The sequence below is a fragment of the Micromonospora sp. NPDC047793 genome (assembly GCF_040642635.1).
GTDB lineage: Bacteria > Actinomycetota > Actinomycetes > Mycobacteriales > Micromonosporaceae > Micromonospora.
In genome coordinates this window covers 41970-63915 of sequence record NZ_JBEYSG010000015.1, presented here as the reverse complement: position 1 = coordinate 63915, position 21946 = coordinate 41970, and the positions used below count along the sequence as shown (strand labels likewise).

General features: G+C 73.4%; 18 protein-coding genes. 8 read left to right on the top strand and 10 right to left on the bottom strand.

All coding sequences use genetic code 11. The features are described 5' to 3' along the window. The first annotated feature begins 120 nt into the window (after positions 1 to 120). Positions 121 to 1305: an MFS transporter gene (locus ABZ738_RS24755; RefSeq protein WP_131054551.1), complete on the top strand. Its 1185-nt coding sequence runs from the start codon at positions 121 to 123 to the stop codon at positions 1303 to 1305. A 19-nt stretch (positions 1306 to 1324) separates the two neighbouring features. Here the strand turns inward: ABZ738_RS24755 and ABZ738_RS24750 are convergent, their stop codons facing one another. The 3 genes from ABZ738_RS24750 to ABZ738_RS24740 all read right to left on the bottom strand — a co-directional run bounded on the left by ABZ738_RS24750 (position 1325) and on the right by ABZ738_RS24740 (position 4943). Beyond that, entirely contained in the window at positions 1325 to 3346 is a 2022-nt protein-coding gene (locus tag ABZ738_RS24750; protein ID WP_357216812.1) for a copper resistance protein CopC, read from the bottom strand. Between the two features lie 118 nt (positions 3347 to 3464). Beyond that, the gene (locus tag ABZ738_RS24745) at positions 3465 to 4193 is read right to left on the bottom strand and encodes a DUF2470 domain-containing protein (RefSeq protein ID WP_357216809.1); all 729 of its coding nucleotides are present in this window, start codon (positions 4191 to 4193) and stop codon (positions 3465 to 3467) included. A 36-nt stretch (positions 4194 to 4229) separates the two neighbouring features. After that, positions 4230 to 4943, bottom strand: coding sequence for a DUF2470 domain-containing protein (locus ABZ738_RS24740; protein WP_357216806.1), 714 nt, complete (start codon positions 4941 to 4943; stop codon positions 4230 to 4232). 47 nt (positions 4944 to 4990) lie between these two features. Between ABZ738_RS24740 and rpsD the strand changes: the two genes are divergently transcribed. The 4 genes from rpsD to ABZ738_RS24720 all read left to right on the top strand — a co-directional run bounded on the left by rpsD (position 4991) and on the right by ABZ738_RS24720 (position 8407). Further along, positions 4991 to 5599, top strand: a complete 609-nt coding sequence (gene rpsD, locus ABZ738_RS24735) for a 30S ribosomal protein S4 (RefSeq protein WP_357216987.1) — start codon at positions 4991 to 4993, stop codon at positions 5597 to 5599. Between the two features lie 128 nt (positions 5600 to 5727). Next, positions 5728 to 6033: a DUF6403 family protein gene (locus tag ABZ738_RS24730; RefSeq protein WP_176094479.1), complete on the top strand. Its 306-nt coding sequence runs from the start codon at positions 5728 to 5730 to the stop codon at positions 6031 to 6033. Then, entirely contained in the window at positions 6030 to 7391 is a 1362-nt protein-coding gene (locus tag ABZ738_RS24725) for a hypothetical protein (protein ID WP_357216802.1), read from the top strand. Before ABZ738_RS24730 ends, ABZ738_RS24725 begins: the two co-directional genes overlap by 4 nt. Then, a complete protein-coding gene (locus ABZ738_RS24720) occupies positions 7388 to 8407 on the top strand; it encodes a hypothetical protein (protein WP_254876912.1) in 1020 nt (339 codons plus the stop codon). The genes ABZ738_RS24725 and ABZ738_RS24720 overlap by 4 nt, the downstream gene beginning before the upstream one ends. Here ABZ738_RS24720 and ABZ738_RS24715 read toward each other — a convergent pair. Beyond that, positions 8348 to 9853: a hypothetical protein gene (locus ABZ738_RS24715; RefSeq protein ID WP_357216798.1), complete on the bottom strand. Its 1506-nt coding sequence runs from the start codon at positions 9851 to 9853 to the stop codon at positions 8348 to 8350. The genes ABZ738_RS24720 and ABZ738_RS24715 overlap by 60 nt on opposite strands. Further along, complete coding sequence (locus tag ABZ738_RS24710) at positions 9853 to 10449, bottom strand: LemA family protein (RefSeq protein ID WP_357216795.1); 597 nt, start codon at positions 10447 to 10449, stop codon at positions 9853 to 9855. Before ABZ738_RS24710 ends, ABZ738_RS24715 begins: the two co-directional genes overlap by 1 nt. Before the next feature lie 286 nt (positions 10450 to 10735). On the opposite strand from ABZ738_RS24710, the gene ABZ738_RS24705 reads away from it, so the two are divergent. Both ABZ738_RS24705 and ABZ738_RS24700 read left to right on the top strand, forming a co-directional pair. Then, entirely contained in the window at positions 10736 to 12769 is a 2034-nt protein-coding gene (locus tag ABZ738_RS24705; protein WP_176094483.1) for an NAD(+) synthase, read from the top strand. Between the two features lie 170 nt (positions 12770 to 12939). Then, the gene (locus ABZ738_RS24700; RefSeq protein ID WP_131055080.1) at positions 12940 to 13356 is read left to right on the top strand and encodes a cold shock domain-containing protein; all 417 of its coding nucleotides are present in this window, start codon (positions 12940 to 12942) and stop codon (positions 13354 to 13356) included. A 3-nt stretch (positions 13357 to 13359) separates the two neighbouring features. Here ABZ738_RS24700 and ABZ738_RS24695 read toward each other — a convergent pair whose 3' ends face one another. The 5 genes from ABZ738_RS24695 to ABZ738_RS24675 all read right to left on the bottom strand — a co-directional run bounded on the left by ABZ738_RS24695 (position 13360) and on the right by ABZ738_RS24675 (position 18692). Further along, positions 13360 to 14238 (bottom strand): metallophosphoesterase, encoded by an 879-nt coding sequence (locus tag ABZ738_RS24695; protein ID WP_131055078.1) that lies wholly within the window; start codon positions 14236 to 14238, stop codon positions 13360 to 13362. A gap of 76 nt (positions 14239 to 14314) precedes the next feature. Continuing rightward, on the bottom strand, positions 14315 to 14992 hold the full coding sequence (locus ABZ738_RS24690) for a hypothetical protein (protein WP_131055076.1): 678 nt from the start codon (positions 14990 to 14992) through the stop codon (positions 14315 to 14317). Positions 14993 to 15184: 192 nt separating this feature from the next. Then, positions 15185 to 17476: an ABC transporter permease gene (locus ABZ738_RS24685; RefSeq protein WP_357216790.1), complete on the bottom strand. Its 2292-nt coding sequence runs from the start codon at positions 17474 to 17476 to the stop codon at positions 15185 to 15187. Next, entirely contained in the window at positions 17473 to 18165 is a 693-nt protein-coding gene (locus ABZ738_RS24680; protein WP_131054705.1) for an ABC transporter ATP-binding protein, read from the bottom strand. Before ABZ738_RS24680 ends, ABZ738_RS24685 begins: the two co-directional genes overlap by 4 nt. Beyond that, positions 18162 to 18692, bottom strand: coding sequence for a PadR family transcriptional regulator (locus ABZ738_RS24675; protein ID WP_131054704.1), 531 nt, complete (start codon positions 18690 to 18692; stop codon positions 18162 to 18164). Before ABZ738_RS24675 ends, ABZ738_RS24680 begins: the two co-directional genes overlap by 4 nt. 297 nt (positions 18693 to 18989) lie before the next feature. On the opposite strand from ABZ738_RS24675, the gene ABZ738_RS24670 reads away from it, so the two are divergent. Continuing rightward, positions 18990 to 21812: a M36 family metallopeptidase gene (locus ABZ738_RS24670; protein WP_357216786.1), complete on the top strand. Its 2823-nt coding sequence runs from the start codon at positions 18990 to 18992 to the stop codon at positions 21810 to 21812. Positions 21813 to 21946 lie beyond the last annotated feature (134 nt).

Below are 21946 nucleotides of genomic sequence, written 5' to 3'. Positions count from 1 at the left end.
CGTATCCGAAGCCCGATCAGTTTCCTCCGGCGGCAGATCCACCGCGAGCATCGGACAGACGGGTCCTGACACGCGGATGGTGAGGCGGCACGACCGTGCAGGACGTGCCAGGATCGTCGAATGCCGATTCGCGGCGGTTCCGCGCTGACCGCAGTCGCCATGGCCTACGCGATCTCCTCGATGGGTGACCAGGTCGCGCTGGTGGCCTTGACCTTGCGCTTCTACGAGCAGGGCGCCTCAGCGGTCCTGATCTCCGCCCTCGTGGTGGTGGGAGTGCTGCCGATCGTGGTGATCGGGCCGTTGGCCGCGCCGTTGATCGACCGGGTGGAGAGCCGCCGTCTGGTCACGGCGGTCGCCCTGGTGCAGGCCGCCGTGGTGGTGGTCGTGGCACTCACCGATCACGTCGGCGTCACGCTGCTGCTCGTGGCCGCGTTGGGGGCCGGTCTCGCCGTCGTCTCGCCGGCACTGTTGCTCCTGGTGCCCGCAGTCGTCGGTGAGGAACGGGTCGCGTACGGCTACGGGCGCCTGGAAGCCTTCCGGGCGGTCGGGAACGTCCTCGGGCCGGCCCTGGCCGGAATCCTCGTGGCCGCGTTCGGCAGTCGGGGCGCACTGCTGATCGACGCGGTGTCGTTCGTGCTGATGGCGATGGTCGTCACCGCCGTCGCGGTGCGCCGCGAGCCGGTGTCCGGTGCTCGCGCACACTGGTCGCAGCAGGTGCGCGAGGGCGTCGTCGTGCTGGGCCGCAACCGCATGCTGGTCACCGCCGTCTCCGCACTGGCCGCTGCGGTCGTCTTCACCGCCACCATGAGCACCGCCCGGGTGTTCTTCGCCCGCGAGGACGTGGGCACCACCGATGTCGGCTACGGACTGCTGCTCACCGCCCACGCCGTCGGCATGGTGGCCGCGTCGGTCCTCCTCGCGCCCCGCGTGCCGGTGGCCGCCCAGCCGCGCGTGCTCGCGGGAGCCGGGCTCCTCATGGGTGTGGCGCTGACCGTCGTCGCCGTGCTCCCCGTCCTCGCCGTGGCACTCGTCGGCTTCGTGTGCACCGGCATCGCCAACGCCCTGCAGAACCTGGCCGTCCGGAACCTCATCCACGCCGAGGTACCCGCCGAGGTGCGGGGTCGTGCCTTCGCCTGCGCCTCGGCGCTCCTCAACGGCGCCAACCTCTCCGGCACCGCGCTGGGTGGACCGGCCGTGGTGGTCCTCGGCGGCGCGACCAGCCTCCTCGTCGCGGGTCTCGGCGCAGTCGTCGCCACGCTCGCGGCAGCACCGGTCCTGCTCCGCAGGGGTCCCACTACCTCGTAGCGCCCCGCCGTGAGTCCGATCACGTCACGGTGACCGTGTACGCGGCCGTGTGCACCTCGCCGTCGACCTGGAAGTCGAAGAACGCGCGGTACCGGCCGGGGCTGGGCGGGGTCAGCCAGAACGTCACCGCGCCGTCGACCAGCTCCTGCTCGGGGTGGACGTGCACGAGACCCAGGTCCCCCTCCCGGATCAGCACCAGGTGCCCGTACGCGCCCAGGTAGCGGTCCAGTCGGGCCGGCTCGGTGCCGCCGGTGCGGGTGACCCGTAGTGCCAGTGGCGTGCTCACGCCCACCGTGGGCGTGCCCTCCAGCGCGACCGCGTACGGTCCGGTGGTCGTCTCCCGCTGCGGCGGCGGCAGCCCGGCCGGGGTGTACGCCCCGGGGACGTGGTGGTCGACGCCGAGCACCAACGGCAGTTGTCGACCGTCGGTGGTGGTGACGGAGAAGTCGGCGTAGACGCGGTAGTCGCCGGCCTTCGCCACGGTCAGCGGGACGCTCCAGGTGCCGTCCGGCGTCATCGTCGGGTGCAGGTGCTGGTAGCCGCCGAGGTCGTTGCCGACCACGATCAGGTGCAGCGGCTTCTCGTGCACCACCGCGAACCGGGTGGCGGGCTGCCCGTCGGGGCCGAGGATCCGGAACCGGTAGTCGAGGGCCTTGCCGGCCTGTTGCGTCCGCAGCACCGGCTGGAGGGTGTAGCCGCTCACGCTGACCTCGGTGCCGGTCGCCTGGCCGGTGCCGTCGCCGGGGTGCGTGTGGGGACCGGTGCCCGACGGGTGCTGGTGTCCGTCGCCCGCCACCGCTCCGGCGACCGGGGAACCGGCGGCGGCTGCCTGCTGGCCGCCCGTGCTGGTGGTGCGTGGCTCGCCGGTGCCGAGGCGGCCCAGCCCGAATCCGGCCAGCAGGGCCACCACCAGCCCACCGACCAGCAGCACCAGCCGGGTGTCACCGCGTCGGTTCTCCGGGCCGGTGCGGGCCGGTGCCGAGTCGTCCGGTGGGTCGACGACCGGCGTTTCCCGCTCGGTGGTGGCGAGCGCACCGACCGGGACGCCCGCCGAGGGCCTCCGATCGGCCGCCGACGTCGCGCGTACGCGCGCCGAGGACGTCGCCACCGTCGAGGTCCGGCCGGCGTTCGCTGTGGAGGCGGTCACCGTGGACGTCCTGACTCCGCCGCCGCCGGGCTTCCGCGCCGACGCCGGCTTCTTCGTGGTGGTCGCCGGGACCGCGCTCGCGCCGGATCGACGTCCGGTGCCGGTCCGGCGGGTGTCACCCCGGGGGCGGGTGGGGCGCGATCGGCCGGCGGGGACGCCGGTGGTGGGGCGGCGACGCAGGACGAGCAGGGCCGCGACCGCCGCGCCGAGCGCCACCGCGCCGGTGAGCCAGGCGAGCCATCCGGGGCCGCCCCCGCCGTCGCCGGAAGATGAGGGGGGCTCGGTCATCGCCGGTGCGGGGGCCGCCTCGGGTGAGGCGGCGGGCGTCGCGCCGGACCCGGGCGTCCCGTGTTGCTCGGCGGCGGCGAGCAGTGCCGGGGCGGGCTGGTCCGTGGGCGCCTTCCAGCCGGCGGGTGCCTTGGTGACCGGTCCGGTGTAGCGGAAGCTCATGGTGCCGCGTACGGTCTCGCCGTCGGAGGCGACGGAGAGGTAGCTGACCGAGTAGCGGCCGGTCGCGGGCAGGTGCGCGAGGGTCAGCACCGCCGGGAAGCCGGTGGCGTACTCGCGTGGCTCGAAGACACCGTCGACCAGGAAGTACTCCCGGACCGGGCGGTCCAGGGGTGTGGGCGTCCCGTGTGTCCAACCGTTGTCGACCCGGGCGCCGCCGGGCGCGGTGACGGCGAAGTACGCGTCGTCCCGGACCTGCTCGGTGAATTGCAGTTCCACTGTGGTCAGTGGTGTGTCGACGGTGGCGCCCTCGGCCGGTGTGGACACCGCCAGGGTGCCGTGGGCGGCGGCCGGTGGGGTGGACCCGAGGAGGACGGCGGCCGAGGCGAGGACGAGCGCGAGGAGGCCCGAGACCACGCGTCGGGGAGCCGTTGGGAGTCGACGCATCCGGTCATCGTTGCGACGGCAGGGCTTCGTTCAATAGCCCGTCATCTTTTTATTCAGATAGCAAAAGTTATGCCCTCCCCGACTCAACCTGTCGGCACCTCCGACGAAACAGCGAGGATCAGTGCCGGTCGCACGGGTGAAACAGCACCGGATGCAGCCGCTGCACCAGGTCCTCCTGCCCGTTCAGCGGCGGAGTGAAGCAGAGCCGGTAGCAGGCGCTCCCGCCGCTGGGGGTGGGAATCGACACCAGCAGCCCGTACCGGTCCAGCCGCAGCGGACACGGCAGACAGTCGGCGGGCAGGTCGACCCCGGCGGCGACCAACTGCCGCCGCAGGAACGGATAGAACCGGGTGCCGTGGTGGTCGACCAGGTCGACCAGGAACGGTCGCTCCATCGCGGAGATCGGGTCGGGCGCGGCGGCCCGGTAGTCGACGAGGCGTACCGGCAGGTCCCGGTCCCGGCCGGCGAGCGTGACGCGTTTCGGCACCACCTCCACGATGACCGTCTCCGCACCGATGTCCAGCAGGTCCGGGTCGGGCAGGGTGGCCGCCACCGCGTCGGCGGCGGCGCGGGCGGCGGCCCCGGCCAGCGGGGTCGCCCGGCCACCGACCCGCAACCGGCCCCAGGTCGGCGAGAACGGCAGTGGCGGCACGTCCGCGATGTGCACGAGCACCGAGCCGGTGATGCCGGCGAGCGGCTCGTCCCGTCGGCACAACAGCAGGATGCGGCCGTCGTCGGCGGCACCGTGCCGCACGTCGGTCACGGTCGGCCCGCGGTACGCCACCACGGTGGCGAGCGTCGTGCTGCCGGCCAGGGTGCGGGCGATCTCGGCGCTACTGGGTTGCATGGGCGGGCTCCGTTCGGGCGGACGGCCGGGGTGAGGTCACGGGTGGGGGTGGACGCAGGTGGGGCAGCCGGGCTCGCCGCCGAGCAGGCGGGACAGCCCCGCGCCGACGTCGTCCGGTCCGGTGAGCGGCTCGGCGAAGGCGAGCCGGACGTCCCGGTGCCCCTCGGGCACCTCCAGGCGCAGCACGATCCCGTGCCGGTCGAGCCGCAGCGGGTGGACCCGGCCGGCACCGGCCCGCCGGTCGGCCGGCACCAGACGGGTCAGGCCACCGAGCGTCTCCGGGTGTGCGGCGTACAGGTGACGCAGCAGGTCGGCCTCGTACGGGGCGAGCGGGTCGGGGTCGGCGGCGGCCAGGTCGTCCGGGTCGACGGTGGCGTCGCCGTCGGCGTCGACGAGGTCGGCGGTGGCGAGCGCGAGGAAGGCGGTCACGTCGCCACCGTCGAGGTCGTCCAGGGTGAGCCAGCCGGTGAGCCTGGCCCGCGCCCGGACCCGGTGGCGGGCCGGGACCGGTGCCAGGTCGGTGATCTCGACCAGCGCCGGCACCTCCCCCGTGTCCAGCAGGTGTCGGGCCAGTTCGGCGTGGGCGGGCAGCGCCACCCGGAGCAGCCCGTCGGCGTCGAGGGAGTGCCGTCCGATCAGGTCCGCGCGGTGGCGGGTGGTCCGCAGGCGCAGCGAGTCCGCGGCGGCGAGCAGCGTACGCAGTCGCTCGGCCGGTGTGGCGGTGGTCGCCGCCAGGGGTGCCTTGCTCAATGCCCCACCTCCCATTAGGTTAGCCTTACCTTACTAGAGAGGTGATGATGAACCAGTCCCGCCCGAAGATCAAGCGCTCCCGCCGCCTCGGCATCCCGCTCACCCCCAAGTGCGTGCGGTACTTCGAACGCCGGCCCTACCCACCCGGTGTGCACGGTCGGGCGCGGACCAAGGAGAGCGACTACAAGGTCCGGCTGCTGGAGAAGCAGCGCCTCAAGGCGCAGTACGACCTGCGGGAGAAGCAGCTCCGGTTGGCCTTCGAACGCGCCGTGGGCCGTCCGGGCAAGACCGGCGAGGAACTGGTGATCGACCTCGAGACGCGCCTGGACGCCCTGGTCCTGCGCGCCGGTCTCGCCCGCACCATCTACCAGGCCCGCCAGGCCGTCACCCACGGTCACGTCAACGTCAACGGACGGCGGGTGGACCGCCCCTCGGCCCGGCTGCGTCCCGACGACGTGATCGCGGTCCGCGAGGGCAGCCGCGCCAAGACGCCGTTCGTGGTGGCCGCCGCCGGTGCGCACGCCCCGGAACGGACCGCCCCCTATCTCGACGTCGACCTGGCCGGGCTGACCGCACGGCTGATCCGGTTGCCGCAGCGCGCCGAGGTGCCGGTGCGCTGCGACGAGCAACTGGTCGTCGAGTACTACTCCCGCTGACCGCGCGGTCCGGCCGGAGCCGCCCACGGGCACCGGCCGGACCACCGGCACCAGGGGTGGCCTGCGGAGGGTTGGTACCGGTGCGCTAGACAGGTAGCCCTACCGACCCCCTCGGATGGCGGGAGCACATGTCACCATCCCTGCTCACCTGGCTCACCGGCGGCGTACTGCTGCTGGGTGCCGGACTCCTCACCACCCTCCTGCCCCGCCTGCGGTCGCGACGGCAGGACCGCCTCGTGGCCTGGTCGACCGCCCGGGCCGCGATCGACAGCGCCACGGTCAGCCGCGACGCGGCGGGCACCCGGCTGCCGGAGGCCGACGGCCTGCTGGCCCGCGCCGAACTGCTCGCCGCCGACCGTGGCGGCGTCACGGCCGCCCGCGCGGCGGCCGACTTCGCCCGCCGCGCCGACGCGCTGTGGCAGGCGCGGCGGTGACCGCGCCCCGAGGCGTCCGACGCGCCGAACCGCTGCGCTGGGCGTTGCTCGCCGTCGCGGTCGTCGTCCTGGCGGTCTTCCTGCTCGCCCAGCGGCAGAGCATCGATGTGAGCTACGGGCAGTCACCGGCGGTGTCGAGGCAGGTCGAGGAGGGCTCCGCCGGTGAGCTGAGCGACGCGACCGTGCCGTCCACCGAGGAGATGACCGCCCTGGTCGACGCCGACCCGGTGGTACGCCTGCCGGGTGCCGTCGCCCGCTGGGACGAGCAGCGGGTACGGGAGGCGATCGGCGGCGAGGACACCCGGATCCTGGTCGCCCCGACCGGCCTGGACGAGGAGGAACGCAAACGGGTCCGCGAGGTCGAGAACGCCACCGTCCGGGTGATCGGTACGCAGGTGAGCGGCGGCATGTTCCAGGCCACCCCGGACACCCTGCCCGGCTGGCGGGCCCAGTTCGCCACCGGCGACGTCACCGGCCAGTTGGTCGCGCTGATCACCGCGCTGCGCAAGGTGCCGCGACCGGCCGACCAGGACACGCTGCGCTGGCGTGACCCGAGCGGGACGGAACTCGACACCGTCACCGCCGACCTCCGCGCCGACGGGCTGCACGTGGCGGAGGGCGCCACGCTGCGCCAGGTGCCGAAGGACGCCGACACCGCCTTCCCCGACGGCGCCTGGTACGTCGCCCTGCCCGCCCAGCCGTACGGCGAGCCGCTTCCCGCGTACGGGCCGGCGCTGCACCGGCTCTTTCCGGACCAGCCGCTGGTGGTGATGTACGGCAGTTGGGTCGAGTACCACGGTCCGGGCGCGGCGGACTTCGCGGAGCTCGCCGGGACCAGCTTCTACGCCCACTTCGGCGACCGGCTCAGCCGCTACGACTATCCGCAGCAGAACGTGCTCGGCGTCTACCTGGGCCGGGTCACCGACATCCGGTACGCGGGCCTGTTCGACCGCCCACTGCCCTACCGGCCGTTGGATCCGCTGCGAGTGGCGCTGCCCGCCCTGCCCTGGATCTTCGCGGCCTGTGTGGCGGGCTTCCTGGTGCTGTCGATCCGGTCGCTGCGCCGCTCGGGCACCCGCCCGGGTGATCCGCAACGCGGTGGCGTGCGGGCCCGGCTGGCCGGTCTCACCGCGCTCGCGGTCGAGGCGTCGCTGCTCACCGACGCGCGCAGCAACCCGGCGCTGACCCGGGGCATCGGCAAGCTCGAAGCGGCCCGGCAGGCGCTCGACGAGGGACTCCCCGACAAGCACGTCCGGCGGTTGCTCGACGACGCGACGGCGGAGCTGGACGACACCGCCCGCCTGACCGGCATCCCCGAGTTCCGCCCCGACCTCTATCTCCAGGGGAGGCTGTCGTGACCGCCACGCTGCGACGCGGCCTGGCCGCCCTGGTCGGCACCACCTTCGGCTGGGCGGTGCTGGCCTGCCTGGTGCTGGCCGGGTGGGCGCTGTGGTCGGGCGGGATCCTGGACGGCCCGATCGCCCGCGAGGTCCGCGCCTCGTCGCTGTACGTCGCCCCCGGGGTCGACCTGGACCGGCCCGCCGCCGAGCGGGTCGTCGGCAACCGCCGGCTGGTGGTGCTGTTGATGTCGCCCGGCGACGACCTGCGGGCCGCCTGCGACCAGACCCGGCAGGCCGCGAAGGGGACGCTGGTGCTGGCGATGAGCCGCGACGGCGACGACTGGGACACCTACGGCTGCTCGCGCATCCGCCAGCGCGACAGCAAGGACTTCGGCCGGGCGATGGTCGCGGAGACGATCATCGGCCGGGGTGTCGACTCGTTCGTGGACCAGCCGGTGGAGGCGCTCAAGGTCATCGTGGTCAACTACGACCTGCTGGTACGGGCCGGCACGGTCCCGGACGGGGCACGCACGATCAGCCCCTCGCTGCCCCGGTACCTGCTGGCCGGCGCGGCGGTCGGCGGCGTGGTCGCCGGTGCCGCGTCGCTCTGGTTCGCGGGACGGCGGGCCGGCCGGCTGGCCGCCGCGCGGCGACGCCGACGCGACGACCGGGCCGACGAGCGCAGCGCGCTCAGCGCCGCGACAGCCGGGTTGGCACAGCAGATCGTCGACCTCGACCAGCGGTACGGCCAGCTCTCCGCCCGCAGCACGGGCCGGGGATACGCGCGGCTGGTCAGCGACTACACCCGGCTGCTCGGCGAGTTCTCCGACGCCGACGCGGGCGACGTCACCGTGGAGCGGCTGCGGGGCCGGGTGGACGAGCTGGCCTCGCGGGCGACCATGCTCGCGCGGGAGGCGGCGGCCCGGACCGGGGACGGTGCGGGGTCCGACGACCGGTCGGCGCGGCGGTCGACGTCACGGCGTGGCGGTCGGCGGGGGCGGCGGCGCGACCGGCCCGGATCCACCACCGGCTGACGGCGGGCCGACGGGGTCGGGCGCGACCGTGCCGGTGGGGAGCCGGGAGCGGCCGTGCCCGACCACCGACAGCTCGACGACCCGCCGTGACCAGGGCCGTACCCGCAGGGTCACCATGTCGCCGTCGTGGCAGCGGCTCGCCCACTCGCTGGGCAGCCCCCACGCGGTGGTGCGGTCGGCGGTGCCGTCGTCCACGGCCAGGTAGTGCAGCCAGGGCCGGGCCGGGCGGTTCTCGCCCTGAGTGGTGCTGCGCCACACCTCGACCCAGAGCACCTCACCGGTGACGGTGCGCTCGGTGACCAGGTCCACCAGGGTGCGGACCAGGGTGTGGATCCCGGACAGCAGCACCAGGACCGTCAGCACGACGACGCCGTTGCGCACGAGGTCGAAGATCCGTGCGGCCTGGTTCACCGTCGACGGAGTGAGGGTGAACGTCGGCCCGACGACGGTGAGCAGGTAACCGCCGACGGCGACGCCGGTCGCGCCGCCGGCCAGCAGGCGCGGCACCGAGCGGCCGTAGCGGAGCAACAGCCGGGGATAGCGGACGCGGACCCGGCGCCACGTGCCGCCGTACGACGACCAGACCGACGTGCGGTCGCCGAGGCCGAGGTCGAGCACCGCGCTGGCCAGGTGGGTGGCGCCGACGGCAGCCCCGTAACCCAGGTAGCGGTCCCAGATCGCGACCGCGGCCGGGGGCAGCTCGTCGAACTGCTCGTGCCCGCGCAGCCAGGCCCGGACACCGAGCCACCGTGCCGCGGCCTGGCGGCCGAGCACCGTGTCGCGTTCGCCGGGCGAGGCCCCGGCGAGCGTGGAGAGCAGGACGAAGACCGCGATCCCGGCGATGAACGGGTAGTTGCCCGACGTCGGATGCCAGCTCGCGTGGTGCAGCGCGGCCAGGCCGACCACCACGGCGGCGACCAGCGCCGCGCCGACCAGCAGAGCGGTCACGCGCGGGCCGAAGCGCCGCCGGGACAGCCCGGCGGCACGGGCGTCGGCGACCACCTGCCCGCGCAGCCGCTTGTTCCACGCCCGGGCCCGGGCCTCGTCGCGGAAGGTCAGCGCGGTCAGTGGCAGGACGCCGTCCACCGCGAGCCCCCGCACCCGGTCGAGCACCAGTCGCTCGTACGGACGCAGCCCGGCCTCGTCGGGCGGAGCCGCCGGCAGGTGCACCGTGCTCTGCATCGGGTCGGCACCGGGCTGGCGTACCTCGAAGAAGCCCCGGGCGGCGAGGTCGAGCAGGGTCGCCTCGGCGGCGTCCTCGGTCAGCGACCAGCGGTTGACCAGCAGGTTGACCACGGCGGGCGGTTCGGCGCCGAGTTCCGGGGTGGCCGGCGCGGGCGACACGGCGGCGGGCCGGGTGACCCACCGGAGCACACCGTAGAGCAGCAGCCAGCCGGCGAGGGCGCCCAGCCCCACCGTCAGGTCGAGCAGGAGACGACCGTCCATCACGCGCCCGGGCCCGGGAAGCGGACTCCGACGGTGCCGCGCTCGCCCGTCCCGGCCTCGAAGTAGTCCCGCGTCCGGAAGCCGGCCACGCGGGCGACCAGGTTGGTGGGGACGGACTCGACGGTGGTGTTGTACGTCTGCACCGCGCTGTTGTAGAACTGCCGGGCGTAGGCGATCCGGTCCTCGGTGCGGGACAGTTCGGCCTGCAACGCCGCGAAGTTCCGGTCGGCCCGCAGGTCCGGGTACGCCTCGGCGAGCGCGAGCAGTCGGCCGACCGCCTCGGTCAGCACGGTCTCGGCACCGGCCCGGCCCGCCAGGCCGGGCGTGGTGGCGGCGGCCAGCGCACCGCTGCGGGCGGCGGACACCGCCGTCAACGCGTCACGCTCGTGCGCCGCGTACCCCTTGACGGTCTCGACCAGGTTCGGGATCAGGTCGTGCCGGCGGCTGAGCTGCACGTCGATCTGGGCCCAGGAGGCCCGCACCTGGTTGCGGCGGCGGACCAGACGGTTGTAGGCGACCGTCGCCCCGCCGAGTACGGCGACCACCAGCAGGCAGAACAGCCCGCCGACGAGACTCGCCACGACGTCACTGCCCATTCCTGCCCCTCCGGTGCCGCACCTACACGCCGCGACCTGCGGTGACCGGCGCGAACGGGCCGGACCCCGGTGTCGGCGGTCCGGCCGGTCCGATCATGGGGATCGGACCCGGGGGACACAATCAGGCGAACGGTCGGTGACCGGATGCGACGCGTCGCCTGCGTCACAGCGGCAGCGTCGGTCAGCGGCAGCGTCGGTCAGCGGCAGCGTCGGTCAGCGGCAGCGTCGGTCAGCGGCAGCGTCGGGTCCCGGCCGGGGCCGGGACGGGTTCGGCGATGATGGTGCGGTGAACTTCCGCTCCGTCTACCAGCACGGGTTCGTCCGGGTCGCCGCCTGCACCGGGCGTACGCGCATCGCCGAGCCCACCGCCAACGCCGAGGCCGTCCTGCGGCAGGCCCGCCGGTGCGCCGCCGAGGGGGTGGCCGTGGCGGTCTTCCCGGAACTGGGCCTGTGCGGCTACTCGATCGAGGATCTCCTGCTCCAGGACGCGGTGCTGGACGAGGTGGAGACGGCGCTGGCGCACCTGGTGGCGGAGTCGGCGGAGCTGCTGCCGGTGCTCGTCGTCGGTGCGCCGCTGCGGCACCGGGGCCGGGTCTACAACTGCGCGGTGCTGGTGCACCGGGGTCGGGTGCTGGGCGTGGCGCCGAAGTCGTACATCCCGAACTACCGGGAGTTCTACGAGGCCCGGCAGATCGGCGCGGGGGTCGACGAGCGCGGCGGGACGATCCGGCTCGGCGGCGCCGAGGTGCCGTTCGGGGTGGACCTGCTGTTCACCGCCGAGGACGTGCCCGGCCTGGTGCTCTACGCCGAGGTCTGCGAGGACCTGTGGGTGCCGGTGCCGCCGAGCGCCGAGGCGGCATTGGCGGGCGCGACCGTCCTGGTCAACCTCTCCGGTAGCCCGATCACGGTGGGTCGGGCCGAGGACCGTCGGCTGCTGTGCCGGTCGGCGTCGGCGCGCTGCCTGGCCGCGTACGTCTACGCGGCGGCCGGTCTGGGCGAGTCCACCACGGACCTGTCCTGGGACGGCCAGACGATGATCTACGAGAACGGGGTCCTGCTCGCCGAGACCGACCGGTTCCCGGCCGACGAGCGGCACGCGGTGGCCGACGTCGACCTGGACCTGCTGCGGCAGGAACGGCTCCGGATGGGCACGTTCGACGACAACCGGCGGGCGCACGCGGGACGCACCGGCGGCTTCCGCGAGGTGCGGTTCCGGCTGGAGCCGCCGACGCGGGACCTCGGGCTGCGGCGGCGGGTCGAGCGGTACCCGTTCGTGCCGTCGGATGCGGCGCGCCTGGCGCAGGACTGCTACGAGGCGTACCACATCCAGGTCGCCGGCCTGCACCAGCGGCTGGCGGCGACCGGCGACCCGAAGGTCGTCATCGGGGTCTCCGGCGGCCTGGACTCGACCCACGCCCTGATCGTCGCGGCACGGGCGATGGACCGGGCGGGCCGGCCGCGCAGCGACATCCTCGGGTTCACCATGCCGGGCTTCGCGACCAGCGCGCACACCCGCGACAACGCCCACAAGCTGATGCGCTCGCTCGGGGTCACCGCGACCGAGCTGGACATCACCGCCACCGCGCGGCTGATGCTCCAGGAACTCGGTCACCCGTTCGGTGCCGGCGAACCGGTCTACGACGTGACGTTCGAGAACGTGCAGGCCGGGCTCCGCACCGACTACCTGTTCCGGCTCGCCAACCAGCGCGGCGGCATCGTGCTCGGCACCGGTGACCTGTCCGAGTTGGCACTGGGCTGGTGCACGTACGGCGTCGGCGACCAGATGAGCCACTACAACGTCAACTCGGGCCTGCCGAAGACCCTCATCCAGCACCTGATCCGGTGGGTGATCGGCAGCGGCCAGTTCGACGAGGAGGTGGGCGAGACGCTGCGCGCGGTGCTGGACACCGAGATCAGCCCGGAGCTGGTGCCGGGCGCGGAACTCCAGTCCACCGAGAGCAGCATCGGCCCGTACGCGTTGCAGGACTTCACCCTCTTCCACGTGCTGCGCTACGGCTTCCGACCGTCGAAGATCGCCTTCCTGGCCTGGCACGCGTGGCACGACTCGGCGGCGGGCACGTGGCCGCCCCACTTCCCGGAGCACAAGCGGGTCGCCTACGACCTGCCGGAGATCCGCCGCTGGCTGGAGGTCTTCTGCCGCCGGTTCTTCGGCTTCGCCCAGTTCAAGCGCTCGGCGATGCCGAACGGCCCGAAGGTCGTCGCCGGTGGTTCGCTCTCCCCGCGCGGCGACTGGCGGGCGCCGTCGGACGGTTCGGCGCAGGCGTGGCTGCGCGATCTCGCCCGCTGGGACGCGGACTGAGTGGACGGTGTGGACGCGGCCCGGACGATGGTTCGGACCGGCCACCGGACGTAGGGTGAACTCACCGAGGGCTTCCGCTTCACCGCCGCCGATGAAGCGGCGGTGGGCCGGCACGGGGTCGGGATGCGGCGGTACGGCGGCGGGTGGCAGGTCAGTGGAGGGGAAGTGCTGTGGCGGTAGGGCGCGTGGTCCGGTTCGACGAGGTGAAGGGGTACGGGTTCATCGCCCCGGAAGAGGGTGGTGAGGACGTCTTCGTCCACGCCAACGACCTGATGGAGGGCAAGCAGGCCATCACACCGGGCACCAGGGTGGAGTTCCAGATCAAGGAGGGCGAGCGGGGCCTCAAGGGCTACGACGTCCGGGTCGTCGCGTCGGAGCGCCGTCCGCTCGCCGCCCCGGTCGCGACCGCCGACACCGAGGAGTACGACGAGGACGCCACCTGTGACGTGCTCTCCGCCGCGGCGCTGCGCGCCGAGGTGACCGAGGCGTTCATCCAGGCCGCCCCGGACCTCACCGCGGGTCAGATCGTCCGGCTGCGGGACCAGGTGATCCGCATCGCCACCCGGCACGGGTGGACCGAGGGCTGAGCCTCAGCCGGCCCGACCGCTGCCGACGTCCGGCGTACGGGTCGCCGACGCGCCGCCGAACACCACCGTGCGCGGCAGCTCGGGTCGTCCGCCCCGGGGCTTCCACTCGCGCGGATAGCCCAGCGACACCTCCTGGAACGGCACCTCGTCGTGCCAGGTCGTCCGGGGGATGTGCAGGTGACCGTAGACCACCGCCGCCGCCCGGTACCGGACGTGCCAGTCGGCGGTCAGTTCCGTCCCGCACCACTGGGCGAACTCCGGGTGGCGCAGCACGTCGGTCGGTTCGCGGACCAGCGGGTAGTGGTTGACCAGGACGGTCGGCAGGCTCGGGTCACAGGCGTCCAGGCGCTGCCGGGTGTACGCCACCCGCTCCCAGCACCACGCCTCGCGGCTCGGGTGCGGATCCGGGTGCAGCATGAACTCGTCGGTGCAGACGATCCCGGTGGCGTACGCCCGCGCCAGCGACTCCTCCTTGGTGGTGGTGCCGGGCGCCCGGAACGAGTAGTCGTAGCCGACGAACAGCGGGGCGACGACCACCGGCCCGCCGGGACCCCGCCAGACCGGGTACTCGTCCTGCGGGGTGTGCACGCCGAGCGTGCGGCACAACTCGACGAGGTGGTCGTACCGCTGCTCGCCGCGCAGGTCCACCGGGTCGTGCCGAGGGGTCCACAGTTCGTGGTTGCCCGGTGCCCAGACCACGGTGTGGAAGCGTTCGGTGAGGGTCCGCAGGGTCCACTCCACATCGGCGTACGCGTCACCGATGTCCCCGGCGACGAGAAGCCAGTCCTGGTCGGAGCGGGGTCGCAGCTCCGCAGCGATCTGCCGGTTCTCGGCGTAGCCCACGTGCAGGTCGCTGACCGCGAGAAGCGTGCCGGCACCCATGTCCTCGTCCACCCCCGGTCTGCGGCCCGTCGCCGCCCCGCAACGGTAGTCGTACCGGCGGTGGACGAACAGCCCGTCAGCCGCCGGTGCCCTCGGCGGCGCCGTCGGGCGTGAGGGCGCCGTCGGCCTCACCGGTGTCGAGGTGCACGTGCTGGTGGCCGTTGCCGGCGTCGATGTTGATCTGGTCGAGTTGCGTCGCGGCCACCGACCAGGTGGTCGCGGCGAGGGTGGCCTGCCGGGCGGCCAGCGTCAGGTGGTCGCGGCGCAGGGCGTCGGGCACGGACGCCGCCAGGGCGACGGCGTCGACCGCGACGGTGGCCTGGGCCACGGCGCTGCGCAGGCCGCCCCGGGCGACGTTGGTGGCCGTGCTGCCCGACGGTGGGTCGGCGTACGCCTCGGTGAGCTGGCGCATGGTCTGCCGCCACTGGTCCAGTTGCGTCGGCTCGGGAGCCCGCCCGGACTCCCCGTTCTCCCGCACGGCCACCAGGATCGGCGCCATCTGCTGGCCGGTGCGGCGTGCCAGGTCGGTCAGTTCGACGATCTGGCGCGCGTCCCGTTCGACCTCCGCGGCGCGCATGTCGGCGATCCGCGACTCGGTGTCGTCCGGCCGTCCGAGGGTGAACCCGACCAGCCCGCCCACCAGGGCCACCACCAGCACTGCCGTGACGGCGCCGAGGATCGACAGGCTAGAGGTCCGATGCGCCGAGGCCGGCGGGGTCTGCAGGTAGGAGGGCCTTCCGGTGCGACGGGACATGGCCACCCCTCGGATCGACGACGATTCGCTCGGAGCGTAGCCCGCATATCACGAACCGTCGATACTTTCGTGCACAGTGGCGTGAACTTTTACTCGGCGGGCACGAAAGCCTGCGGGCGGCGGCGAGGAGCCGCTCGCCGCGGATTCGCGGCGCGCCCGGAGGCACGCCGCGAATCCGCAGGTCCTGCCCGGCTACTCGCTGCGCAGCCCCTCGGCCCGGGTCAACCGCCACAGCAGTGGCAGGCTGGCGGCGGTGACCGCGAGCACCAGCACCGCGGCGGTGCCGGACACCCCGGCGATCGCCCCCCAGTTGACGCCGACGGCGATGCCGGCGACCGACTGGAGCAGGGCCGCCACCGCGCTTCCGGTCACGACCGCCAGCAGCATGCCCAGCGAGACCGGGATCGCCACCTGATAGAGCACCGACCCGGAGAGGCTGCGGCGGCGCGCGCCGAACGCACTGAGCACCGCCAACGGCCGCCGCCGCTCGCGCAACTGTTCGAGGATGTTGACCAACATGCTCGCGCCGATGACCAGCAGCAGGACGACCGCGCCGATCTGGAGCGCCTGCTGGTAACCGGCCAGCACCGAGGAGGTACGGCGTTCCTCGAACGTCTGCACGACCGCCGTCGGGTCCACCCTCGCGACGGTGTTGCGCAACCGCTCCACCGCGTCCCGGTCGGCCGGGTCGTACGCGACGAGCACGCTGCTCGGGTTGACCGGCGGCACCTCCACCGCGCCCGGGGTGAGCAGGAAGTCCGCCACGACCAGCGTGGAGTACTGCCGCACCGTGGGGACCTCGGCCGGCACCGTCCAGCGGATCGGCGTGCCGTCGTCGTCGAAGGTGAGTGTGGTGCCCGCAGCCGTCGACGCGCCACCAGGGCCGGCGAAGCTGTCACCGTCGGCACAGGTGGGCAGCTCGGCGTACTGGCGCAGGGCCACGCAGTCGGCGATGTAGACCCGATGGACCTGTGCCGCGTCCGGGGCGGTGCCCAGGTCCGCCACCCCGCTGGTGGCCCGCACCCCGACCGTGTCGGCCAGCGCCTCGGCCCAGGTCCGCGCGGGACCGTCGGGCACGCCCGGCTCATAGACGAAGACCACGGCCTGGAAGTCGTCGTCCGGGCTCAGGTCGCTCGCACTGTGCGTCTGCGCCGCGCCGAGCACTCCCTGCACGGCGATCACACCGGCCACCGACACGGCGATACCGGAGACGGCGCGGACCGCGGTGTCGCTGTCCAGTTGCAACCGGCGGACCGCGAGCTGCCACGCGACGCCGCCGCCACCCAGCCGCCGCACCGTCGCCTGCACCAGCCACGGCAACAGCAGGACGACCCCGACCAGCAGCAGCGTCGCCCCGGCGGCGAGTTGCAGCTCCACCAGCAGGCCGCCGGCCTGCTCGGGGAGACCGCCGACCAGCGGGTAGAGCAGGAGGAGTCCGACAAGTGACGGCAGTGGCCGCCACCAGAACCGACGATGACGCTCGCTGCCGCGCCGGACCACGCCGAGCGGCTCGATCACCACCCGCCGCAGCGCGGAGAGGGTGACCAGGACCGCGACGGTCGGCACCAGCACCACGACCAGCAGCGCCAACCCGGGCACCGGACGCATGTCGGCGGCGAAGAAGCTGAACCCGGGCGGCAGCAGGTCGCCGGCCACCCCACGGACGCCGGCGAATCCGACCGCCCCGAGCGCCAACCCGAGCACCGCGCCGACGAGGCTCTCCCCCGCCGCCACCCGCCGGGTCATCGCGCTGTCCGCACCGACCAGCCGGATCGCGGCGAGCTGGCGGTCGCGGGCCTCACTGCCGAACCGCACCGCCGTGGTCACGAAGATCATCACCGGCAGCAACAGGACCACCAGGCCCAGCACGCCCAGCACCAGCAGCACCGGTGGCACTCCCCCGGACTCCTGCGGGCCGTCACCGCCGTACGCGTCGATCCGCCGGGCACCGAGGGACTCCTCGTCCACCTGCTCCGAGTTCAGGTAGAAGAGTCGTTCACCCGGGCCGGCCAGCCCGTCGGGGCCGATGGTGCCGACCACCCGGCCACCCCACCGCTCCCGCAGCAGCGCGCCGTCGGGCGAGTCGAGCACTGCGGCCAGGGCCGGCGAGACGACCATCTCCCCCGGCGCCAACCGGCGGTCGACACCGGGGGGCAGCGGCGACCGCTCCCCCTCGGGCCGCACCAGCCAGCCGTTGACGTCGGTGCCCCGGTAGCGCGACTCCACATCCACGGTCAGCAGGGTCTCCGGCCCGGGTGCGGACACCGCCGGGCCCGGCAGGCGGGCCGCCTCCCGGTCGCCGCGCGCGGCGACCAGCGTGGGCAGGGCGGCGGCGGTCAGCAGCAGCACCACCCCGAGGCCCACACCGACCGAGATCAGGGCCAGTCGGGTCCAGCCGGACCGGCCGCCCGCCACGCTGAGCCGTACGCCCAGCGCCAGGTCTTCCAGCCAGGCCAACCCGCCACGTCGCGTCCCCGCGCTCATCGGACCTGCGCCGGGGTGCGGACCGTGCCGTCGCGCACCACGACCTCCCGGTCGGAGTACGCGGCCACCCGCGCCTCGTGCGTGACCAGCACGACCGCGGCGCCCGTCTGCCGGGCCGCCTCGACGAAGAGGCGCATCACGCGCTCGCCGTTGAGCGAGTCGAGCGCACCGGTCGGCTCGTCGGCGAAGATCACCCGAGGACCGGTGATCAGCGCGCGGGCCACCGCCACCCGCTGGCCCTGACCGCCGGAGACCTCGCCGGGGCGCTTGTCCGCCACGTCGCCGACCTCCAGCCGGGCCAACGCCTCGGCAGCGCGGCGCGCCGCCTCCCGCCGACGGACGCCGGACAGCCGCAACGGCAGGGCCACGTTCTCCTGGCAGGTCAGCTCCGGCACGAGTTGCCCGAACTGGAACACGAAGCCGAACTCGGTCCGGCGCAGCGCGCTGCGCCGCTGGTCGGACAGGGCGACCAGATCCTGGCCGGCGTAGCGGACCCGACCGGAGTCCGGCATGACGATCCCGGCCAGGCAGTGCAGCAGGGTGGACTTGCCGGAGCCGGACGGGCCCATCAGGGCGAGCACCTCACCGGCGTGCACCCGCAGCGACGCGCCGTCCAGCGCCGTGGTGGCGCCGAACGTCTTGACCAGCTCCTCCGCCTCCAGCAGCGGGGCGTCCGTTGCGGGGTTCATCGCATCTCCTCTCGCACCTGCGCGCGGAGCTGGTCCAGCCGGGCGGCGGTCAGCTCCAACCAGCGCAGGTCGGCTTCCAGGTGGAACAGGGCGTGGTCGCAGACGAGCTGGTCGGCCAGGTCACCGGCGAGCTTGCGCTGGGTCAGCTCCCGCATCTGCGCCAGGTGGGCGGCGCGCTGCACGTCGAGCAGGTCGACCGCGTCACGGTCGGTCAGCAGCGCCAGGACGACCTTGGTGTAGAGCTTGCTCTGGAGATAGACCTCGGGCTGCTCCGGTCGGGCCAGCCACTGCTCGACGTCGGTGACGCCGGCCTCGGTGATCGCGTACCGCTTGCGGTCCGGGCCCTCGCCGGGCTCGGACTGGACCTCGACGAGACCGTTCTTGAGCAACCGGGCGAGCGTGGCGTAGACCTGGCCGTAGTGCAGCGACCGCCCGCGACCGAACTGGTCGTCGTAGGAGCGCTTGAGGTCGTAACCGTGTCGCGGGCCCTGCTCCAGCAGACCCAGTAGGGCGTAACCGACAGACATGAGTGCCACTATACACGCGGGCTATACACACAGTGTCTACGCGCGCGACGTACGGACCGACGACGCATTGCCGCAGCTCGGAACGGTCGCACGACAGACGTAGGAGCAATAGATCGAAATATTTGAACATCCGTCGGATGACCGGCCGTGAGCTGCGCCGTAGCGTCGACGCGATCCACCTCGCACGGACACGGTCACGCACCGTGACCGCACCGCGAGCGTCACGGCCGCCGTGACGGACCGCCCGGTCGTGGATCGGCGCTCCGTGCTGTCCTTTCCACCCCCGAAGGAGCAGAAGTGCCCCGACAACCCCGCTCGTCACGCGCTCGCCGCAGCGGCGCGTTGCTGCTGTCCACCGCCCTCGTCGCCTCGTTGACCTCGGTCGCCGCGAAGCCCGCCGCGGCGGCCCCGGAGGAACCCCTCAGGTCCCACGAGATCTTCCTGACCGGCCCGAACCAGGGCGCCCCGGAGGACATCGCCGCCGCCTACCTGCGCGCCGACCCGACCCGGCACGGGGTGACCGCCGCCGACCTCGGTGATCTCGCCGTGGTGTCCAGCTACACCAGCCGGCACACCGGCGTCACCCACGTCAACCTCGCCCAGCGCCACAAGAAGCTGGAGATCTTCGGGGCCACCGCGACGGTCAACGTCGCCCGCGACGGCAGCGTCGTCTTCGTCGGCGACACCCTCGTGGCCGGCCTGACCGCCGGGGCCACCACCCCCGACCTGGACGCTGTCGACGCCGTCGAGGCCGCCGCCGACGCCCTGGACCTGCCCACACCCACCAACACCCGGGTGATGAGCCGCACCGGCGGCCCGGCGCAGGGCACCGTCGTCAGCGGCAGCGGCATCTCCGAGGAGCCCATCCCGGCCAAGCTCGGCTGGCAGCCCACCGACGCCGGGCTCCGCCTCGCCTGGCAACTCGTCATCGACGACGCCACCGACGCGCATCTCTGGAACGCCACCGTCGACGCGGAGAGCGGCGACCTGCTCGACGCCGACGACTGGACCACCCACGAACACACCGACGACCTCGCCGAGACCCTGCACCCGGTCTCCGGCCGGACGATGCCGGCTCGGCGCTCCGCGCCACTCGGCACGCCCGACCCGGTGCGGGACGGGTCGAGCTACCACGTCTACGGCTACCCGACGGAGAGCCCGAACGACGGCCCCCGCGCCGTGGTGACCGACCCGGCGGACGCGCTGGCCTCGCCGCACGGGTGGCACGACACCGACGGCGTGCCCGGTCCGGAGTTCACCACCACCCAGGGCAACAACGTCCACGCGTACCAGGACCAGGACAACAACAACGCGCCGGACTTCGGCAGCAGCCCGGACGGCGGCCCGAACCTGACCTTCAACTTCCCGCTCGACCTGGGCGAGAACCCGCAGAGCTACCGGGACGCGGCCACCGCCAACCTGTTCTACTGGAACAACATCATCCACGACGTCTCGTACCGCTACGGCTTCGACGAGGCGTCCGGGAACTTCCAGGCCAACAACTACGGTCGCGGCGGTGTCGGCGGCGACTACGTCCGCGCCGAGGCGGCCGACGGCGGCGGCTCGAACAACGCCAACTTCTCCACCCCGGCGGTGGACGGCGTCGGCGTACCCCGGATGCAGATGTACCTGTGGCCGGGCAACCAGTTCGGCGCGCAGAACCAGGTCGTCGTCGACGGGGTCGGGTCGTTCGACGCCACCTGGTCGCGCTACAGCCCGGCACCGACTGGCGCCGGTCTGTCCGCCCGCCCGTTCGTGCACGGCGGCACCGGCTGCGCCGCCTCGTCGTACCCGGCCTCGCTGCCCGAGGACGGCTGGGTCGCGGTGGTCGACGGCGGCACCACCGCCTGCACCTACCTGCTGCGCACCCAGATCGCCGAGTCACTCGGCGCCGACGCGGTGGTGGTCGCGCACAACGCGGCCGGAGCCGCGCCGGTGCTCACCGGTGCCATGACGACCGCGCCGGTCACCATCCCCGCGGTGGCGGTCACCCAGGCCGACGGCACCACCATCAAGGCCGCGATCGCCGACGGCACGGTCACCGGGTCGGTCCGCAAGCACCCCAGCCACCCCGGTATGCGCGACGGCGACCTCGACGCCGGCATCATCATCCACGAGTACGGCCACGGCATCTCGCTGCGGCTGACCGGCGGCCCGGGAATCAACTGCCTGACCGGCAACGAGCAGATGGGCGAGGGCTGGAGCGACTTCTTCGCGATCACCACGTTGCTGGACCCGGCCCTCGACACCGCCGACGGCTCGCGGGGCCTGGTGCCGTACGTGCTCTATCAGTCCGACCGCACCGGCAACGGGCTGCGCCCCCGGCCGTACTCGCGCAACATGGAGACGCAGCCGTTCACCTACGACAGCATCAAGACCGGCGGCTGGCTGAACGGCACCTCGCTGGCCGCGCCGCACGGCATCGGGCACGGCTGGGCCGCCGTCCTCTGGGACGTCACCTGGGACCTGATCGACCGGCACGGTCTGAACCCGAACGTCTACGGCGACTGGAACACCGGCGGCAACAACCTCGCCATGCAGCTCGTGATGGACGGGTTGAAGATGCAGGGCTGCGGGCCGGGCTTCGTGGTCGGCCGCAACGCAATCATCGCCGCCGACGCGGCGCTGACCGGCGGCGACAACGCCTGCACCCTCTGGTCCTCGTTCGCCCGCCGGGGTCTCGGCTACAGCGCGGTGCAGGGCACCACCAACCGCGACGACAACACCGAGGCGTTCGACACGCACCCGTCCTGCCGGGGCGACTTCGTCGGCCGCACCGCAGCGCCCGGCCTGAACACGCTGCCCGCCGGGGACGCGGCACCGATGAAGTTCCAACTCGCCGCAAACCGGGGGCTGGACATCCTGGCCAGCAACTCGCCGTACTCCCGCCTGGTCGACTGCGACACGCTGCAGACGGTCAACCCGGACGGTTCGGTCACGCCGCGACCGCTCCCGGTGGCCGCCGCCAATCCCGGCAACTCCGGCATGTCCGCCAATGCCAGAGGCCAGTACAACTACGTCTGGAAGACCGACCCCGCCTGGGCCGGCACCTGCCGTGAGTTCGTCCTGACCCTGGACAACGGCTTCCAGTACCGCACCTACTTCCGATTCACCGGCTGATCCGACCCGCACCTGCGGGGGAGGGTTCCGAGCCACGGAACCCTCCCCCGCGCCATGCCTACAGGTGTACCCGGGCGGCGAGGGGGTAGGAACCGCCGACCGACGCCGCCGCGTGTCGCACCGTCGCCACGCCA

Excerpts from the sequence above, each read along its gene's own strand:
- ABZ738_RS24690 (WP_131055076.1), bottom strand. The coding sequence starts at position 14,992 with ATGTCCCGTCGCACCGGAAGGCCCTCCTACCTGCAGACCCCGCCGGCC.
- ABZ738_RS24680 (WP_131054705.1), bottom strand. The coding sequence starts at position 18,165 with ATGAACCCCGCAACGGACGCCCCGCTGCTGGAGGCGGAGGAGCTGGTC.
- ABZ738_RS24750 (WP_357216812.1), bottom strand. The coding sequence starts at position 3,346 with ATGCGTCGACTCCCAACGGCTCCCCGACGCGTGGTCTCGGGCCTCCTC.
- ABZ738_RS24675 (WP_131054704.1), bottom strand. The coding sequence starts at position 18,692 with ATGTCTGTCGGTTACGCCCTACTGGGTCTGCTGGAGCAGGGCCCGCGA.
- ABZ738_RS24710 (WP_357216795.1), bottom strand. The coding sequence starts at position 10,449 with ATGGGCAGTGACGTCGTGGCGAGTCTCGTCGGCGGGCTGTTCTGCCTG.
- ABZ738_RS24695 (WP_131055078.1), bottom strand. The coding sequence starts at position 14,238 with ATGGGTGCCGGCACGCTTCTCGCGGTCAGCGACCTGCACGTGGGCTAC.
- ABZ738_RS24685 (WP_357216790.1), bottom strand. The coding sequence starts at position 17,476 with ATGAGCGCGGGGACGCGACGTGGCGGGTTGGCCTGGCTGGAAGACCTG.
- ABZ738_RS24730 (WP_176094479.1), top strand. The coding sequence starts at position 5,728 with ATGTCACCATCCCTGCTCACCTGGCTCACCGGCGGCGTACTGCTGCTG.
- ABZ738_RS24715 (WP_357216798.1), bottom strand. The coding sequence starts at position 9,853 with ATGGACGGTCGTCTCCTGCTCGACCTGACGGTGGGGCTGGGCGCCCTC.
- ABZ738_RS24755 (WP_131054551.1), top strand. The coding sequence starts at position 121 with ATGCCGATTCGCGGCGGTTCCGCGCTGACCGCAGTCGCCATGGCCTAC.
- ABZ738_RS24745 (WP_357216809.1), bottom strand. The coding sequence starts at position 4,193 with ATGCAACCCAGTAGCGCCGAGATCGCCCGCACCCTGGCCGGCAGCACG.
- rpsD (WP_357216987.1), top strand. The coding sequence starts at position 4,991 with ATGAACCAGTCCCGCCCGAAGATCAAGCGCTCCCGCCGCCTCGGCATC.